This is a genomic window from Raineyella antarctica, from assembly GCF_900092135.1.
Taxonomy (GTDB): Bacteria; Actinomycetota; Actinomycetes; order Propionibacteriales; family Propionibacteriaceae; genus Raineyella; species Raineyella antarctica.
In genome coordinates this window covers 539,946-557,777 of the sequence record NZ_FMYF01000001.1, presented here as the reverse complement: position 1 = coordinate 557,777, position 17,832 = coordinate 539,946, and the positions used below count along the sequence as shown (strand labels likewise).

The window sequence follows — 17,832 nt, the reverse complement described above, 5'->3', positions numbered from 1 at the left end:
AGTCGACCTCGACCGTCTGGCCGGCCTTGTGCCCGACCCGCGAGGACGCCCCGGTGACCAGCACGTGGTGCTGGTAGGTCCGGCAAAACCGGTCATAGCCCATCGCCGGGTCCCCGGCGACGGCGCACGCGTCGACGTACTCCTGGTGCAGCAGCTTCAGCGTCACTCCGACCCGGGCCATCTCGCGGTGGACCTGGTCCCAGTCCGGCTGGGCGAACACGCTCTCATGCTCCCCCCGCCCCGGGAACAACAGGGCATACACCTCGCCCTCTGGGCGGTCGGCGACCGCCTCCCAACCGACACCGGCCGCATCAGCAGCCTCCAGCACCGCCGTGACGCTCTTGCGAGACATCGCCTGCGATGCCGCGATCGCGCGCCCGGACAGGCCCTCGGCGCGCAACTGCAACACCAGCTTCGCTCTGATCTTCCGTACCATGAACACCCACTCCTTCCGCCGCGCGCCCTATACACACGGCGGAAGGAGCCTAAGCAGGGTGGCCCCCAAGCACGCCACACCCGGCCCCCAAGCCCGCTACTGCCGAATCAGCCCGCCGGCCCCCGACCACACGACAGGCGGACCCCAGTGAAGCGAATATTCACACGCTCAGCCGAGCCCCCATCGGCTACCTCAACAGCCGCATCGACGTCGAGGGACGCCTCGTCAACAGCATCACCGTCGACACCCAGCGCGCACCCCTCGTGCGGATGATGTTCGAGCTCTACGCCACCGGTGACTACAACATCGAGGCGCTGACCGACCTCATACGTGAGCAGGGCCTCACGGCCCGACCCACCGGCAAGTACCGGGCCGAACGCCCGCTATCTGGCAACAGCGTGCGACGGGTCCTCGGCGATCCTTACTACGCCGGGTGGGTCTACTACGACAACAAGCTCTACCAAGGGCGTCACGAAGCGATCGTCGACCAGGAGCTCTTCGACCGCGTGCAAGACGTCCTCGACAGCCGCTCCACGGCAGACGTACGCATGATGCAGCTGCATCACTACCTCAAGGGCTACATCTGGTGCGACCGTTGCCGACAAGCGGGGCGACAAGGCCGCCTCATCTACACGGAAGTAAAGAACCACCAGTACGCCTACTTCGCCTGCATGGGTCGGAGAGACGGCAGCTGCGACCTGCCCTACATTCCCCTCCTCCCGCTCGAGCGAGCCATCGAGGATCACTACACCACTCTGAGCATCGGCGAGCAGCACGCTGAGAAGCTGCACGAGGCACTCCGCCAAGCTGTCGACGCGTACCAATCCACCAGCCGCGAACTGCGCCGCAACCTCGATAAGGAGTTGCAGAACCTCGGCCAGCGTGAAGACCGTCTCCTGCAAGGGTTGATGGGCGGGGTCGGTTCACCCGACAAGATCCGCCACCTCATGAATGAGATCACCATGCAGCGCCACGCCATTGAGCAGCGCATCGCCGACGTGGACATCGAGCTGGGCGCCGGCGCTGACCTGATCGACAAGATGATCTCGCTGTGCACTAACCCGCACGAGCTCTACAAGCATGCCGATGACGAGGCCCGGGGCTGCCTGAACCGGGCATTCTTCAAGGCCCTCCGCATCGACATGCTCGACGGCGGGATCATCCGTGTCGACCACGAGATCCAGGAGCCCTTCGACGTGATTGTGCGCTCGACCCCTCGTCAGGGCTACCTCGAACCCATGACCTCAGCACTACAAGAAAACGGGCGTCCCGATCATCTCGGAACGCCCGCATCTGGGGTTCAGTCCCTCGCCGACCTCTGTTCTGAGGTCACGAGTTCAAACGTCTTCAATCTGGTGGAGCATAGGGGATTCGAACCCCTGACCTCTTCCATGCCATGGAAGCGCGCTACCAACTGCGCCAATGCCCCGGGAACGCTCCCCGAGGGGAGATCCTCCGGATGCCCGGACCAAGGTCCGGACCAACAGAGAGTGGAGCATAGGGGATTCGAACCCCTGACCTCTTCCATGCCATGGAAGCGCGCTACCAACTGCGCCAATGCCCCTTGCGGGCGCCGATCCGTCCCGGACCGACCAGAGAACTCTAGCGCGATCCCCGGCACCGCGCAAAATCGCGCCGATGCGTGGACAGGTCCCCGGGCGAGCCCGATCCGTGCCCTACTGGCACGAGCTCCGTACGGGGCCCGGCCGGCAGGTGATCGGGTCAGGCCTGGACGTTGTACTGCCGGATCCGCCAGACGCCGTCCCTGCCCGCATCCAGCACGATCCAGGCACAGTTGCGTACGCCACCCAGCAGGCGGGTGTCGTCGAAGGAGCCACCGGCGAAGAAGACCGACCCGATCCGGGCGGCCATGCCGTGGGTGACCACGACGACGGTCTCGCCGTCGTCGGTGTCCTCGACGATGTCCCGCAGTGCGCCGGCGATCCGCTCACCCAGCTCGGTCGAGGTCTCCCCCGTCGCGGACCGGCGGACGTCCTCGCCACGGTGCAATGCCTCGCCGACGCTCGGGTCGGCGGCGACGATGTCGGTCAGGGTCAGGCCGACCCACTCACCGACGTTGATCTCGCGCAGTCGCTCGTCGGTGGTCACCGGCAGTCCGGTCGCCTCCGCCAGCGCCCGGGCGGTGCCCTGGGCGCGGGACAGGTCGGAGGAGACGATCGAGGTGGCATGGTGCCGTTCGGCCAGCACCGCGGCGGCCGCCCTGGCCTGCTGCTCGCCGGTCGCGTTCATCGGGATGTCCAGGTGGCCCTGCATCCGGCCGACCGCGTTCCAGTCGGTCTCGCCGTGGCGCCACAGGACCAGCCGGGAGGCGGTCACCGCGTCTCCTCGACGTCGAGCTCGATCCGCGGGCAGTCGCCCCAGAGGCGCTCCAGGGAATAGAGCTCGCGCTCCTCGGCCTGCATCACGTGCACGACCAGGTCGAGGAAGTCGATCAGCACCCAGCGCTGGTCGCGGTCGCCCTCGATCCGGGTCCGGCGGACGTCATGGGCGCGCAGCGCCTCCTCGATCCCGTCGACGACGGCACCCACCTGACGATCGTTGGCCGCCGTGGCGACCAGGAAGATGTCGGTGATGGCCAACTGCTGCGAGACGTCGAACGCCACGAGGTTGGTGGCGAGCTTGTCCGCGGCCGCCTGGGCGGCGACGCGGGCAAGGTGGACGGCGTTCTCGGTAGCGGTCACTGATTCATTACTCCTGGTAGAGGCCACGTTTGTTGATGTAGTTCACGATGCCGTCGGGCACGAGGTACCAGATCGGCAGGCCCTCGCGGACGCGCTTGCGGCAGTCCGTCGACGAGATGGCCAGCGCCGGCACGTCGAGCAGCGTCACCCGATCGGCCGGCAGGTGCTCGACCGAGGGTGCCTCCAGCCGCACCCCGGGCCGGGTGACCCCGATGAAGTGTGCCAGCTGGAACAGCCGCTCGGCCCCGCGCCAGGTCAGGATCTGGCCCAGCGCGTCGGCACCGGTGATGAAGAACAGGTCCACGTCGTCGCCGCGTTCCTCGCGCAGGTCCTTGAGCGTGTCGACGGTGTACGTGTCGCCGGCCCGCTCGATGTCGACTCTGCTGACGGTGAAGCGGGGGTTCGACGAGGTCGCGATCGCGGCCATGATGTAGCGGTCCTCGCCGGACGAGACGCGACGGTCCTTCTTCTGCCACGGGGTGCCCGTGGGGACGAAGACGACCTCGTCGAGGGAGAAGCGCGCGAGGACCTCGCTCGCCGCGACGAGGTGGCCGTGGTGGATGGGGTCGAACGTTCCGCCCATCACCCCGAGCCGGTAGCGCCGGCCCTGCATCACTGCGGGGCGGCGCGCGAGTCCGGTCTGCGTGGAGGCCACCGACGGATCAGCTGTGCGGTCGGGTCCGGCCGATCAGGTGGACGGTGGCCAGCAGCGCCATCAGGATCACGAAGGGGATCAGGAAGAAGACCCCCACGGGGAAGGGCAGCGGGTTGACCAGCGTGTGGCCCGTTTCCAGGAGCGTCAGAGCAGCAGTGTCCATGCCGGTCATGCTAGCGGTTCACCCGGGTTGTGACGTGCCGATGGACCCCGCGACGGAACAACGATCAGCCGCGGACCTGGCCGTTGCCCTCCACCACGTACTTGGTCGAGGTCATCTCCGGCAGTGCCATCGGACCGCGGGCGTGCAGCTTCTGGGTGGAGATGCCGATCTCCGCCCCGAAACCGAACTCTCCCCCGTCGACGAAGCGGCTGCTCGCATTGACCAGCACCGCGGCGGCGTCGATCGCGGCGACGAACCGGTCCGAGGCACGCCGCGAGTCGGTGATGATCGTCTCGGAGTGCCCGGAGGTGAACGTACGGATGTGGCTGATCGCCACCTCGATCGAGTCGACCACCCGTACGGACAGGTCCAGGGAGAGCCACTCCTCCTCGAAGTCCGCCTCCTGGGCGGGGACGACGGCGGCGCTGTAGCCGGCGGTCCGGGTATCGCCGTGCACGGTGACCCCGGCCTCCCCCAGCTCCCAGAGGGCGCGGGGCAGGAACCGCTCGGCGACGTCCTTGTGCACCAGCACCGTCTCCAGTGCGTTGCAGACGCTGGGCCGCTGGGTCTTGGCGTTCAGCATGATCCGGTGGGCCATGTCCAGGTCGGCGTCGGCGTCGACGTACAGGTGGCAGTTGCCGGTGCCGGTCTCGATCACCGGGACGGTGGAGTTCTGTACGACGTGGTTGATCAGTCCGGCGCCACCGCGCGGGATCAGCAGGTCGACCAGTCCGCGGGCGGTCATCATGTCGTCGGTCACCTCGCGGGGGCCGGTGACCAGCTGGATCGCGTTCTCGGGCAGGCCGACGCTGCGCAGGCCCCGGTGCAGCGCCTCGACGACGGCCACGTTGGACCGGATGGTCGAGGAGGAGCCGCGCAGCAGGGAGGCGTTGCCGGACTTCAGGCAGATGCCGCCGGCATCGGCGGTCACGTTGGGGCGGGCCTCGTAGATGATGCCGATCACGCCGAACGGCACCCGGACCTGGCGGATCCGCAGCCCGTTGTCGGTGGTCCAACCGCGGACCACATCGCCGACCGGGTCGGCCAGGTCGGCCAGCTGGCGCAGGCCGTCGGCCATCCCGGCGATCCGGTCCTCGGTCAGCCGGAGCCGGTCGATCAGGGAACCCGACGTGCCGTTGGCCTCGGCGGTCCGGACGTCCTCGGCGTTGGAGGCCAGCAGGTGGTCGGTGCTCTCCAGCAGGGCGTTGGCCATCGCGTGCAGCGCGGCGTTCTTCAGCCCGGTCGGGGTCTCGGCCAGCACCTGGGCGGCTTCACGGGCGGCTAGGGCTTGGTCACGGAACTCCATGCCCGACAGGATAGCCGCTATCCGGTGACGCGGATCGAGGTCCAGCGGTCCGCCCCGTACGGTCCGATCCGCTCGTCGCGAACCCGAGGGCCGAGGGCCACCACGGAGACCGGATGGGCCAGCGGGACCAGCACCGGGTCCTCGAGGAGCTGCTTCTGCGCTGCCGCGACGGCCGCGTCCCGTCCGGCCCCGGCGGGCTGGGAGAGCAGGCCTGCCAGTTCGGAGGAGGTCGAGGGCAGGCCGAACTCCTGGGGGCCGCCGGCCAGCAGTTGGCTGACGAGGGAGGACGGCTCGGGGGTCTGCATCGCCACGCCCATCAGGTGCAGGTCCGGGCGGGTGCCCTCGCCTCCGAGCATCTGCAGGAACGCCGGCCACGACATCGCCACCGGCTCAGCGGTGATCCCGACCGCCTTCAGCTGCTCGGCGACCACCACGTACAGGTCCTCGGGGGCCGGCAGGTAGCCCTGCTGGACCCCGCTGGGGTAGCCGATCCGCAGCTTGAGGTTGGTCGCCCCCGCCTCGGCGAGCAGCCGGCGGGCCTGGTTCGGGTCGTACGGGTAGGTCCGCGTGCCCTGGTCGTCGGGCAGCAGGGAATTGGCCACGGTCGAGCCCTTCGGCATGGTCCGGGCAACGATCGCCGCCGGATCGATCGCCAGCGCGACAGCCTTGCGGATCCTCGGGTCGGCCAGGGCCGTGCTGTCCTTGTCCAGGCCGAGGTAGGTGAGGTCGCCGGCGGCCCGGCGCTCGATCCGGACGCCCGCCTTCGGGTCGGCGGTCAGCGAGGCAGTCTCAAGGGCGGTGACCTGGTCGTACGCGTCGATCTTTCCCTTGACCAGTTGCTCACCGCGGGCCTTGGGATCGTTCACCGTCTTGACCAGGACCCGTTCGACGGCGGCCTTCTGGCCCCAGTAGTCGGGGTTGCGCAGCAGCACCACCTGGACGCCGGGCTCCCAGGCGCCGAAGCGGAACGGTCCGGTGCCGGTCGGGTGCGCCGTGGCGTACGAGGTGGTGCGCGGGTCGCCGCCGGTGGCGTACGCCCCGTTGTCGGCCATCGCGGTCGGGCTCTGGATGCCGAACTGCGGGCGGGTCAGCTCGGTGAGCAGCCCGGGCATCGGCGTCGCGAGGTCGATCCGGACCTGGTGGGGGCCCAGTTCGGTGCAGCCCTGGTAGCGGGAGGCCTGGTCGATGAAGCCACCGAAGACCTCCTGGTAGACCGCGGAGACGTCGGGGGCGGCGGCGCGACCGGACAGGGTGTACCAGCGGTCGAAGTTCGCGCAGACCGCGGCGGGACCGAACGGCGTGCCGTCCTGGAAGGTCACCCCCTCGCGCAGGGTGAGGGTGTACGTACGTCCCTGCCGGGAGGCGGCCCACTCGGTCGCCAGCCCGGGGGCGACGGTGGTGACGTCGGCCTGGGTCGCGGCCGAGGCGGAGCGCGCAGTGGCCGTCGGGGAGGGTGCCGGGCTCGCGGCGGCCGGCTTGTCGGGCAGGGTCACCAGCGTCTCGAAGATCTGCCGGGTGATCCGCAGGCTGTCCGGATCGGTGACCACCGCCGGGTCCAGCGCTATCGGGTCGACCGCTGCCGCGACGACGAATGCGCCCTGACCGGTGTCGGCGGCGCTCGGGCTGGGCTCGTTCCCCGAACCGCCGGAGGTGGAGCAGCCGGCGACCAGCACCGCCGCGAGGACCAGGCCGGGGACCGCCAGCAGCCGGCGGGCGCGCATCAGCGCATCACCACCAGGGAGTCCCGGTGCACGGCCGCGCGCTGGAACCGTTCGCCGTAGTTGGCGGCCAGCTCCCAGGTGTGGTGGCCGATCATGCTCTTCAGGTCGCTGGCGGCGTAGTTGGCCAGCCCGCGGGCGACGAGGGCGCCGTCGGGGCCGACCAGGTCGACCGGGTCACCGACCTCGAAGGTGCCGCGGACAGCGGTGATCCCGGCCGGCAGCAGGGAGGCCTTCCGCCCGGTGACGGCGCGGACCGCCCCCTCGTCGAGGACCAGGGCCCCGTCGGGGTCGCTGATGTGGGCCAGCCAGAGCAGCCGGGCGGGCCGGCGCTTGCCGGTCGGGACGAAGAACGTGCCGACGTCCTGCCCGGTGAGCATGGCGGGCAGGTGGTCCAGGTCGGTCAGGCCGACCGCCACCCCGGCGCCGGTGGCGATCCTCGCGGCCTCGAGCTTGGTGACCATGCCGCCGGTGCCCATCGCACTGCCGCGGCGGGAGATGTCGATCCCCTCCACGTCCTCGGGGCCGCGGACGATGCCGATCCGCCGGGCCCCGGGGGTCTCCGGGTGCGCGGTGTAGAGGGCGTCGACGTCGCTGAGCAGCAGCACCGCGTCGGCGTGCAGCAGGTGGGCGGTCAGGGCCGCGAGCCGGTCGTTGTCGCCGAAGCGCAGCTCCTGGGTGGCGACCGTGTCGTTCTCGTTGATGATCGGGATCACGCCGAGCTCGAGCAGCCGGTCCATCGTCTGCCGGGCGTTGTGGTAGCGCTCCTGGTACTCCAGGTCGCCGATGGTCAGCAGGACCTGGGCGGCGGACAGCCCGAACCGGCGCAGCATCGCCCCGTACAGCTCCAGCAGCTGGCCCTGGCCGACCGCGGCGGCGGCCTGCTGGGTCGGCAGGTCGTACGGCCGTCGCGGCAGTCCCAGCGGCAGCAGGCCCGCGGCGATGGCCCCGGAGGAGACCAGCGCCACCTCCTGCCCGCGCTGGTGGGCGGCGGCGATCACGTCGACGAGCAGGGCGATGTGGACCATGTCGAGGTGGCCGTCGGGGCGGGTCAGCGAGGACGACCCCACCTTGATCACCAGCCGGTCGCAGGTGGCCAGTGCTGCCCGGTCCAGCGTGGGCTGGGTGCTGCTGCTACTCATCCGACGACTCCTCGTCGGCCTCCTCGATGGGCTCGGTCGCGCGGCGGCCGCCGAAGACGTACTCCTCTTCCTCCTGCGCTGCGCGGTAGGCGGCGTCCTTCTCCCGGCGGCGGGCGACGGCCGCGCGCTGGCCCTCGAGCCGCTCGTCGTTGCCGCGGCGGGCGAGGATCTCGGCGCCGCTGTCGAGCTGCGGGGCGAAGTCGAAGATCACCGCGTCGTCGCCGCCGATGGCGACCGCGTCGCCGGCGATCGCCCCCATGTCGACGAGCTTGTCCTCGACGCCCAGGCGGTTCAGCCGGTCGGAGAGGTAGCCGACGGCCTCGGGGTTCTTGAAGTCGGTCTGGCGGACCCAGCGCTCGGGCTTCTCGCCGCGGACACGGAACATGATGCCGCCCTCTCCGTCACCGATCTTGCGGATGGTGAAGTCCGAGCGGTTGTCGGCGACCGCCCGCGGCCGCAGCACGATCCGGGCCGGTGCCGGCGGGGGCTGGTTGGCGCGCCGGTCCTCGACGAGCTGGGCCATGCCGAACTCGAGGGCCTTCAGGCCCTCCCCGGTCTTGGTGGAGATCGGGAAGACCTTGAGTCCGCGGGCCTCGATGTCGGCGCGGACCATGTCGATCAGCTCGCGGGCGTCGGGGACGTCGATCTTGTTCAGGGCGACCAGGCGGGGCCGGTCCTCCAGCCCGCCGTGGGCCAGCAGCTCGCCCTCGATGATGTCGAGGTCGCTGAGCGGGTCACGGCCCGGCTCGAAGGTCGCGCAGTCGATCACGTGCACGATGGCGGCACAGCGCTCGATGTGGCGCAGGAAGTCCAGTCCGAGGCCGCGGCCCTCGGAGGCGCCCTCGATCAGGCCGGGCACGTCGGCCACGGTGAAGACCGTGTCGCCCGCGACGACGACGCCGAGGTTCGGCACCAGGGTGGTGAACGGGTAGTCGGCGATCTTGGGCCGGGCCGCGGAGATCGCGGCGATCAGGGAGGACTTGCCGGCACTGGGGAACCCGACCAGGCCGATGTCGGCCACGACCTTGAGCTCCAGCACGATCTGGCGGGTCTCGCCCTCCTCACCGAGCAGGGCGAAGCCGGGGGCCTTGCGGGAGGAGGAGGCCAGGGCCTGGTTGCCCAGGCCGCCGCGGCCGCCATGGGCGACGACGAGTTCGGAGTCGAGCTCCGACAGGTCGGCGAGCACCTCGCCGGTCTCCGCGTCGCTGACCACGGTGCCCTGCGGGACGAGCAGGACGATGTCCTCGCCCTGGGAGCCGTTCTGGTAGTCCCCGCGGCCGGGCTCGCCGTTGGAGGCGTGCCGCTTGTGCTGGCGGTGGAACTCCACCAGCGTGGTCAGGCCCGGGTCGACCCGCAACGTGACCGATCCCCCGTCGCCGCCGTTGCCACCATCGGGCCCACCGAGCGGCTTGAACTTCTCGCGGTGGATGGAGGCACATCCGTGGCCGCCGTTCCCGCCGGCCACCTCGAGGGTGACGCGATCGACGAAGGAGGGTATTGCCATGGGTGCTTCCTGACTGAAAGGGGACGGGTCGCCAGCCTACCAAGGGGCGCTCGTCGAACGGATGCGGACTGTCCTGACGTGCTGTCCGGACACGCAGGAAGGGCCGCCCCACGAGGGGACGACCCTTCCTCTTTGCTTGTGCTGCTCGATGCCTCATCGGCGCCCGAGCGGTACTGCTGCCTCACTCGGAGACGGCAGCGGCCTCCAGCGGCTTGACATTGATCACGCGGCGCCCACGACGGGTGCCGAACTCGACCTTGCCGGGGACCAGGGCGAACAGGGTGTCGTCCCTGCCGCGGCCAACGCCGTCACCGGGGTGGAAGTGCGTACCGCGCTGGCGGAGGATGATCTCCCCCGCGTTGACGGCTTCGCCACCGAACCGCTTCACGCCGAGGCGCTGGGCATTGGAATCACGACCGTTGCGCGTCGATGACGCGCCTTTCTTGTGTGCCATATTCGGTTCCTCCCTCAGGCCTTGATGTCGGTCACCTTGACCTGGGTGTACCGCTGGCGGTGCCCCTGGCGCTTGGTGTATCCGGTCTTGTTCTTGAACTTCAGGATCCGAATCTTCGGGCCCTTGGTCTCGGCGAGCACCTCGGCGGTGATCTTGACCTTGCCGAGGGCGTCCGAATCCGAGGTCACGGCCTCACCGTCGACCAGCAGCACGGGCTGCAGCTGAACGGTGGAACCGACCTCGTCGGTAACCTTGTCAATCTCGACAACGTCACCCACGGCAACCTTGTGCTGGCGGCCGCCACTGCGCACGATCGCGTACACGCCTATCCTTCTCTCCTCGTCGAATCTGGCTCACCCGGACCGCCGCCGTACCCGCTTTACTTGCGAGGGCCCGGAGACTACGCCATGACAGGCCTTGCGGCCCATCTGTCATCAATCCGTCGTGCGGTGCCCGGAACGTCCCGCAAAGCAAGTCCAGGAGTCCTCAGCGCACCGAGGGTCAAGACTACTCATTGCGGGGCGTCCCGGTCAAACCGGCTACTGCTCGTCGGTCCCCTCGGGGGCCTCGATCCGCTCCAGCGGAGCGATCTCGGCGCTGTCCATGTCCTCCGGATCCAGGTCGATCGGCTCCTGGTCCAGCGGCCGCTGCTCGGCGTCCCCAGGGGTCTCCTCCTGGGCCGCACCGGCGTCCGGCGTGACGGCTTCCTCGACGGAGGCCTCGGTGACGGGCGTGACGGCCTCCAGGGGGACCTGGTCGGGGTCCACCGGCTGCGCGTCCTCCACCGGCTGGGCCGCCTCGGGCTGGGCGGCCCCAGGCTCCGGGGCGGGCGCGGCAGCAGCCTTCTTGGTGGTCCGCTTCGCGGTGCTGGCGCGCTTCGTGGCCGCCTTCTTGGTGGTGGAGCGTGCGGCCGACTTGCGGGTCGAGGCGCGCTTGGTCGCCACCGGCTCCGCCGCCTGCTCCTCTTCTGCCTGCTCCCCTGCCGACTGTTCGTCCGACGCCGGCTCAGCCGCCGACGGTCCGGTCTCGGCCGGTTCCGCGGTCACCTGCTCCGCAGCCGGCTGCGTGTCGGCGCCTTCGGCCTCCATCGCCGGCTCCTGGACGGTGGCCGGGACGTCGACCGCAGCGGCGGTCTCCTGACCAGCTTCCTTGCCGGCATCCTGAGCAGCGGTGTCCTGCGCCGCGGCAGCGGGCGCCGCTGCTTCCTGGGCGGCCGTCGAGCGCCGCGAGCGGGACCGGCGCGAGCGGGTGCGGGTCGGTGCCGGCTCGGCCGGGGCCTCCTCGGTGGTCACCTCGGCGGACGTGTCGTCCCGGGCGGCGTCCTCGGGACGTCCCTCCTGGAGCGCGGCGACGAGGTCATCGAGCATGGCGGTGTTGTCCGCCCCCGGGCGCGGCTTGGCACCGGCGTGCGCCACGGCGCTGATCGCCGCCTGGGCAGCCGCACGGGCCTCCTCGGAGAGGTGCTCGGTCTCGGCTTCGGCCCGGGCCGCCGGCTGGTGGCCCTCGGTCTCCCCCGAGCCGGTGGGCTGCGAGGTGACGGGCTGACTGCCGGTGCTCTTGCCGCGGTTGCGCTTGCGGTTGTTGCGGCCCTGGCGGTCACCGCCGTCGGAGGGCGCCTGGGTGGCGACCGGCATGTCATGGACGATGTAGCCGCGCTGGTTGCAGCACTCGCACGGCTCGGTGAAGGCCTCGGCCAGCCCCGTACCGATCTTCTTGCGGGTCATCTGGACCAGGCCGAGGCTGGTGACCTCGGAGACCTGGTGCCGGGTGCGGTCCCGGCCGAGGCACTCGACCATCCGGCGCAGCAGCAGCTCACGGTTGCTGGGCAGCACCATGTCGATGAAGTCGACCACGATGATGCCGCCGATGTCGCGCAGGCGCAGCTGGCGGATGATCTCCTCGGCGGCCTCCAGGTTGTTCGCCGTGACGGTGGCCTCGAGGTTGCCGCCGTGCCCGGTGAACTTGCCGGTGTTCACGTCGATGACGGTCATCGCCTCGGTGCGGTCGATGATCAGCGATCCACCCGAGGGCAGGTGCACCTTGCGCTCGAGCGCCTTGGCGATCTGCTCGTCGAGGCGGTAGTGGGAGAACACGTCACCCTTGGCGGCGCGGTCCCAGTGCGAGACCCGCTCGCGCAGGTGCGGGGCGACGTGCTCGAGGTACTCCGCCAGCACGTCGTACGCGTCGTTGTCGGTGCCGTTGCCGTCGATGATCAGCTCGGCGAAGTCCTCGGTGAACAGGTCACGGACCGTACGGATGGTCAGGTCGGGCTCGCTGTACAGCTGCTGGGGCGCACCGCCCTGCTGGGCCTTCTTGTCGATGGCGTCCCACTGGGACTTCAGCCGGTTGACGTCGTGGACGAGCTGCTCCTGGCTGGCCCCCTCCGCGGCGGTACGCACGATGACGCTGGCGCCCTCCTCGATGAGGTCGGCGAGGATGTGCTTGAGGCGCTTGCGCTCCACGTCGGGCAGCTTGCGGGAGATGCCGGACAGGTGCCCCCCCGGGGCGTACACGACGTAGCGGCCGGGGATGGAGACGTGGTTGGTCAGCCGGGCGCCCTTGGCCCCGACCGGATCCTTGGTCACCTGGACCAGGATCTGCTGGCCGGACTTGAGGACGTGCTCGATCTTCCGCTCGGAGTGGGAGGAGCCGTACGCGTCCCAGTCCAGCTCGCCGGCGTACAGGACCGCGTTGCGACCCCGGCCGATGTCGATGAAGGCAGCCTCCATGGACGGGAGCACGTTCTGCACCCGGCCCAGGTAGATGTTCCCGATCAGGGAGGAGGAGGACTCGCGGTCGACGTAGTGCTCGACCAGGATGCCGTCCTCGAGCACGGCGATCTGGGAGAACTCGTCGCTCTGGCGCAGCACCATCTGGCGGTTCACCGACTCGCGGCGGGCCAGGAACTCCGACTCCGAGACGATCGGCGCCCGGCGACGACCCGCGGCGCGTCCCTCGCGGCGACGCTGGCGCTTGGCCTCCAGGCGGGTCGAACCCTCGACACCGTGGATCTCGTCGTCCGAGCTCTGCTTCTCGCGGACCTTGACCACGACCTCGCTCGGGTCGTCCTCGGCACCGGTGCTGGCATCCTCGCCGCGACGGCGACGACGGCGACGGCGACGGCGCGAGGAGCCCGACGAACCGGCGTCGGCCGCCGCGCTGTCGTCCTCGTCCTCGTCCTCCTCGGCGGACTCGGCCACCTCGGCCACCTCGGCCGGCTCGGGGCCGATGGCTTCGGGCCTCGGCGCACGGGCGGCCGGGCGCTCGACCTGGGCGGTGGACTCGGTGACGTCCTCGTCCTCGTCGCCCTCGTCCTCGTCCGTACGGTCGGACTGGCCGTCGCCGCCGGTGTGGCGACGACGCCCACCGCGGCGACGCCGGCGCCGGCGAGGAGAGTCGGACTGCTCGGAGCGGTCGGACGGGGTGTGCTCGGCCTCGGCCTCGTCATCGGGCTGGTCGGCGGCAGCGGAGTCCGCGTGCTCGGCGGCGGCATCGATCTGCGCCAGCGAGCCCTCCTCCTCGTCCTGCGGCTGCTCGGGCTCTGCCTGCTCGGGCTCGGCCTGCTCGGGCTCGGCCTGCTCGGGCTCGGCCTGCTCGGGCTCGGCCTGCTCGGGCTCGGCCTGCTCGGGCTCTGCCTGCTCGGGCTCGGGTTCCTCCTCCGGCGCGACGGCCTCGACCGGGGACGGCTCGGGGGCCACCTCGGCGGGGGCCTCCTCGACCGGAGTGACCGGCGCCTCGACGGGGAGGGTAACGGTCTCGACCGGGGCCGGCGGGCCTGCCGGGCGGCGCCTGGAACGGCGCCCCGCGGGCGGCTTGGGCAGGGACGGATCGACGGTGGTGTCGGTGGGCTGCTGCTCGTTGTCGAGCATGGCACTCCTTCAGCCGGTGCGCTCAGCGCATCCGGTGACAGGTGTCGCGACGACCACTGTCCCCGGCGCCCTCGGGCGTCCTACGGCAGGCCAGCGTGTATCGCGATCACAAAGCTTGTGGTCTCCGGGAGACGGCGGCCCGCCAACCCCGCCGCGGTCGATCGATTCGTGATCGTCGCGGTCTCGAGGAGCGGGGCCCGTCCTGTCACCACGGGCACTGCCTCACCGGTTCGGGACACCGGGCGGCGTCCCAACCTGGGCGCAATTATTCCACAGCCGAGGGGAATTGCCATATCGGCGCACCGAAACGTCCGATCAGGACACACGGGCACTCCCCCGCGCCGGTCCAAAGCCGAGTTACGTCGAGTCCCCACCGGACCATGACAGCGGTCCGGCCTGGACCACCAGCGGTCCGCACGGACCGCCTGGATCCACCCGCCCGCGTGTCGCGGAGGCGGTCGGTGTCAGAACAGGAGCGGGTCGACCGCCAGCGCCAGGAAGACCAGGGCGAGGTAGGAGTTGGACCAGTGGAACAACCGCATCGGCTTCAGGGCGGCGTCGGTCAGCCCGGCGTGCGCGCGGCGCCACAGGCCGAAGGCCTCCCAGAGGAAGGCCGCGCCGGAGACTGCGGCCACCACCAGGTAGAGCGGGCCGGTGCCGGCCACCGCCCACAGCAGCAGCGTGGTCGCCACGGTGAGCACCGAGTAGACCAGGATCTGGTTCGCCACGGCGGGGGCCGAGCGGACCACCGGCAGCATCGGGACGTCGACCGAGGCGTAGTCCTCGCGGTAGCGGAAGGCCAGCGCCCAGGTGTGCGGCGGGGTCCAGAAGAACACGATCAGGAACATCACCAGCGGGGCCCAGGCCAGCTGGGCGGTGACCACGGTCCAGGCGATGAGCGGCGGGAAGCAGCCGGCGATGCCGCCCCAGACGATGTTCTGGGCCGTCCGGCGCTTCAGCAGCATGGTGTAGATGAGGACGTAGAACAGGATCGCGGCCAGGCCGAGCGCCCCGGAGAGCAGGTTGCCTCCCCAGCCGAGGACGACCAACGCCACCACGCCCAGCACGCTGCCGAACACCAGCGCCGCGCGCTCGCTCATCTCGTGCCGCGGCATCGGACGCCGGCGCGTACGTCGCATCTGCTCGTCGATGTCGCGGTCGTACACGTTGTTGAAGACATTGGCCGACCCCGCAGCGGCGTAGCCGCCGACGAGCACCACGATCACGTCCTGCCAACGGGGCAGGCCGTGCGCGGCGAGGAACATGGCGGGGACCGCGGTGATCAGCAGCAGTTCGATCACCCGGGGTTTGGTCAGTCGTACGTACGCACCGACCACGTCTGCGACGGTGACCCGTACGGGTGCGGCGACGGACGTCCCGTCACGGGAGTCCGACATCGACTGGGCATCCACTACTGACACGATTCCTTCCGCCGGCCCGGTCAATGCGAGCCTGTTCCGCCACACCCTACCTGCCGCGATCGGCGACACCCAGCCCTCGTCCCACCGGCGGTAACGTGGACGGCGTGATCAAGGCCACGTCCGGGGGCACCCAATTCCGCGAGCGGAAACACGTGGCAACCCGCCGAGGTACCCCTATGCAGGCTGCGTAGGCTTCGGTGTGAAGTCGGGTGCACCCGACTGTCCCGCCGGAAAGGACGAAAGTAATGACCGATACGCCCTCCGCAGCTCTTGACTGGAGCGACCTGGATGCCGAGGCGGTGAACACCACCCGCCTCCTCGCAGCAGACGCCGTACAGAAGGTCGGCAACGGCCACCCGGGCACCGCGATGAGCCTGGCGCCCGTGGCCTACACGCTGTACCAGAAGGTCATGACGCACGATCCGAGCGACACCCAGTGGGTGGGCCGCGACCGGTTCGTGCTGAGTGCCGGGCACTCCTCGCTGACCCAGTACATCCAGCTGTACCTCGGCGGGTTCGGTCTCGAACTGCAGGACCTCGAGTCGCTGCGCACCTGGGGCTCCAAGACCCCCGGCCACCCCGAGTACGGCCACACCGCCGGTGTCGAGACCACGACCGGGCCGCTGGGCCAGGGCGTCGGCAACGCCGTCGGGATGGCGATGGCCGCCCGCCGCGAGCGCGGCCTCTTCGACCCGGACGCGGCCCCCGGCGAGTCCCCCTTCGACCACCGGATCTACTCCATCTGCTCCGAGGGCGACCTGGAGGAGGGCGTCTCCGGTGAGGCCTCCTCGATCGCCGGGACCCAGCAGCTCGGCAACCTGATCCTGATCTACGACGAGAACGACATCTCGATCGAGGACGACACGATCATCGCCTTCAACGAGGACGTCGCCCAGCGCTACGAGGCGTACGGCTGGCACGTGCAGAGCATCGACTGGCGCAAGCCCGGCCAGGACTACGTCGAGGACGTCCAGGCCCTGTACGACGCGATCAAGGCCGCGGAGGCCGTGACCGACAAGCCGTCGTTCATCCGCCTGCGCACCCTGATCGGCTACCCCGCCCCGACCAAGCAGGGCACCGGCGGCTCGCACGGCTCCGCCCTCGGCGAGGACGAGATCCGCGCCACCAAGGAGCTGCTCGGCTTCGACCCCGACCAGCACTTCATCGTGGGCGAGGACGTGCTGTCCCACACCCGTGAGCTCGTCTCGCGCGGCCAGGCCGCCCACGAGGCGTGGCAGAAGAAGTTCGACGCCTGGGCCGAGGCCAACCCCGAGCGCAAGGCCCTCTACGACCGGCTGCTCGCCAGGGAGCTTCCGGAGGGCTGGGAGGACGTCCTCCCGAGCTTCGACGCCGATCCCAAGGGCGTCGCCACCCGCGCCGCCTCGGGCAAGGTGCTGAGCGCCATCGCCCCGGTGCTGCCCGAGCTGTGGGGCGGCTCGGCCGACCTCGCCGGCTCCAACAACACCACCCCCGACGGCCAGCCGAGCTTCCTGCCGGAGAACCGCCAGTCGAAGAAGTTCCCGGGCAACCCGTACGGCCGCGTGCTGCACTTCGGCATCCGCGAGCACGGCATGGGCGCGATCATGAACGGCATCGCCACGCACGGCAACACCCGCGTGTACGGCGGCACCTTCTTCGTGTTCTCCGACTACATGCGCGGCGCGGTCCGCCTGGCCGCCCTGATGAAGGTGCCGGTCACCTACGTCTGGACGCACGACTCCATCGGCGTCGGCGAGGACGGCCCGACCCACCAGCCGATCGAGACCCTGGCCGCGGTGCGCGCCATCATCGGCCTCGACGTCGTCCGCCCCTCGGACGCCAACGAGACCGTACAGGCCTGGGCCCAGATCCTGCGCAACACCGACCGGCCGGCGGCCCTGGTGCTCTCGCGCCAGAACCTGCCGACCGTGCCGCGCGGCACCGACGGCTTCGCCGAGGCCACCGGCGTGGCCAAGGGCGGCTACGTGCTGAAGGACTGCGAGGGCACCCCCGACGTGATCCTGATCGGCACCGGCTCCGAGGTGCAGTACTGCGTCGCGGCCCAGGAGAAGCTGGCCGGCGAGGGCGTGAAGGCCCGCGTCGTGTCCATGCCGTGCCGCGAGTGGTTCGACGAGCAGGACGACGCCTACCGCGACGGCGTGCTGCCGACCGACGTCCGCGCCCGCGTGGCGGTCGAGGCCGGCATCGCCCAGGGCTGGCGGGAACTGGTCGGCGACGCCGGTCGCACCGTCTCGCTGGACCACTACGGCGCCTCCGCCGACGGCTTGCTGCTGTTCGAGAAGTTCGGCTTCACCCCCGAGGCCGTCGTCGCCGCCGCCAAGGAGTCGATCGACGCCGCCGCTGCGGGCAACGCGCTCACCAACGTGCGCGCCGCCTCCGGCCCGGGCCACCTCGGCGCCTGACATCGTCGCCGGTCCGCGGCACCCCGCCGCGGACCGGCACCCGTACGACAAACCACCAAC

14 protein-coding genes, 2 tRNA genes and 3 pseudogenes are annotated in these 17,832 nt (G+C 70.4%); 2 read left to right on the top strand and 17 right to left on the bottom strand.

What is annotated here, in order from left to right:
• Positions 1-436 (bottom strand): annotated as a pseudogene (locus tag GA0111570_RS02475) (IS21 family transposase); the annotation flags it as partial.
• 269 nt (positions 437-705) lie between these two features.
• Between GA0111570_RS02475 and GA0111570_RS18375 the strand changes: the two are divergent.
• Positions 706-906, top strand: a pseudogene (locus tag GA0111570_RS18375) (recombinase family protein); the annotation flags it as partial.
• On the opposite strand, the gene GA0111570_RS17985 reads toward GA0111570_RS18375, so the two are convergent.
• The 16 genes and pseudogenes from GA0111570_RS17985 to GA0111570_RS02400 form a co-directional block, all read right to left on the bottom strand.
• Positions 820-1,338 (bottom strand): hypothetical protein, encoded by a 519-nt coding sequence (locus GA0111570_RS17985; RefSeq protein ID WP_245702984.1) that lies wholly within the window; start codon positions 1,336-1,338, stop codon positions 820-822. The pseudogene GA0111570_RS18375 and the gene GA0111570_RS17985 overlap by 87 nt on opposite strands.
• Positions 1,339-1,359: 21 nt before the next feature.
• Entirely contained in the window at positions 1,360-1,611 is a 252-nt protein-coding gene (locus GA0111570_RS02465; RefSeq protein WP_092605941.1) for a hypothetical protein, read from the bottom strand.
• A gap of 178 nt (positions 1,612-1,789) precedes the next feature.
• Positions 1,790-1,865: transfer RNA gene (locus tag GA0111570_RS02460), tRNA-Ala, on the bottom strand.
• A gap of 62 nt (positions 1,866-1,927) precedes the next feature.
• Positions 1,928-2,000: transfer RNA gene (locus GA0111570_RS02455), tRNA-Ala, on the bottom strand.
• Positions 2,001-2,158: 158 nt separating this feature from the next.
• Entirely contained in the window at positions 2,159-2,773 is a 615-nt protein-coding gene (locus GA0111570_RS02450) for a histidine phosphatase family protein (RefSeq protein ID WP_092605939.1), read from the bottom strand.
• Positions 2,770-3,138: a ribosome silencing factor gene (gene rsfS / locus GA0111570_RS02445; RefSeq protein ID WP_092605937.1), complete on the bottom strand. Its 369-nt coding sequence runs from the start codon at positions 3,136-3,138 to the stop codon at positions 2,770-2,772. Before rsfS ends, GA0111570_RS02450 begins: the two co-directional genes overlap by 4 nt.
• 7 nt (positions 3,139-3,145) lie before the next feature.
• Positions 3,146-3,751, bottom strand: coding sequence for a nicotinate-nucleotide adenylyltransferase (nadD, locus tag GA0111570_RS02440; protein ID WP_425438599.1), 606 nt, complete (start codon positions 3,749-3,751; stop codon positions 3,146-3,148).
• A 49-nt stretch (positions 3,752-3,800) separates the two neighbouring features.
• Positions 3,801-3,956, bottom strand: coding sequence for a hypothetical protein (locus GA0111570_RS17535; protein WP_175557278.1), 156 nt, complete (start codon positions 3,954-3,956; stop codon positions 3,801-3,803).
• 64 nt (positions 3,957-4,020) lie between these two features.
• Positions 4,021-5,262, bottom strand: coding sequence for a glutamate-5-semialdehyde dehydrogenase (locus GA0111570_RS02435; RefSeq protein ID WP_092605933.1), 1,242 nt, complete (start codon positions 5,260-5,262; stop codon positions 4,021-4,023).
• 17 nt (positions 5,263-5,279) lie between these two features.
• Positions 5,280-6,983, bottom strand: coding sequence for an ABC transporter substrate-binding protein (locus tag GA0111570_RS02430; protein ID WP_092605931.1), 1,704 nt, complete (start codon positions 6,981-6,983; stop codon positions 5,280-5,282).
• On the bottom strand, positions 6,983-8,122 hold the full coding sequence (gene proB, locus GA0111570_RS02425) for a glutamate 5-kinase (RefSeq protein ID WP_092605929.1): 1,140 nt from the start codon (positions 8,120-8,122) through the stop codon (positions 6,983-6,985). Before proB ends, GA0111570_RS02430 begins: the two co-directional genes overlap by 1 nt.
• The gene (gene obgE / locus GA0111570_RS02420; RefSeq protein ID WP_092605927.1) at positions 8,115-9,626 is read right to left on the bottom strand and encodes a GTPase ObgE; all 1,512 of its coding nucleotides are present in this window, start codon (positions 9,624-9,626) and stop codon (positions 8,115-8,117) included. The genes proB and obgE overlap by 8 nt, the downstream gene beginning before the upstream one ends.
• Before the next feature lie 181 nt (positions 9,627-9,807).
• Positions 9,808-10,080 (bottom strand): 50S ribosomal protein L27, encoded by a 273-nt coding sequence (gene rpmA, locus GA0111570_RS02415; protein ID WP_092605925.1) that lies wholly within the window; start codon positions 10,078-10,080, stop codon positions 9,808-9,810.
• A 14-nt stretch (positions 10,081-10,094) separates the two neighbouring features.
• Positions 10,095-10,403, bottom strand: coding sequence for a 50S ribosomal protein L21 (rplU, locus tag GA0111570_RS02410; protein ID WP_092605923.1), 309 nt, complete (start codon positions 10,401-10,403; stop codon positions 10,095-10,097).
• Positions 10,404-11,624: 1,221 nt separating this feature from the next.
• Positions 11,625-13,949: pseudogene (locus GA0111570_RS02405) on the bottom strand (Rne/Rng family ribonuclease); the annotation flags it as partial.
• 464 nt (positions 13,950-14,413) lie between these two features.
• Positions 14,414-15,346 (bottom strand): heme o synthase, encoded by a 933-nt coding sequence (locus GA0111570_RS02400; RefSeq protein WP_092606063.1) that lies wholly within the window; start codon positions 15,344-15,346, stop codon positions 14,414-14,416.
• 269 nt (positions 15,347-15,615) lie between these two features.
• On the opposite strand from GA0111570_RS02400, the gene tkt reads away from it, so the two are divergent.
• Complete coding sequence (gene tkt, locus GA0111570_RS02395; RefSeq protein ID WP_092605919.1) at positions 15,616-17,772, top strand: transketolase; 2,157 nt, start codon at positions 15,616-15,618, stop codon at positions 17,770-17,772.
• Positions 17,773-17,832: the final 60 nt, after the last annotated feature.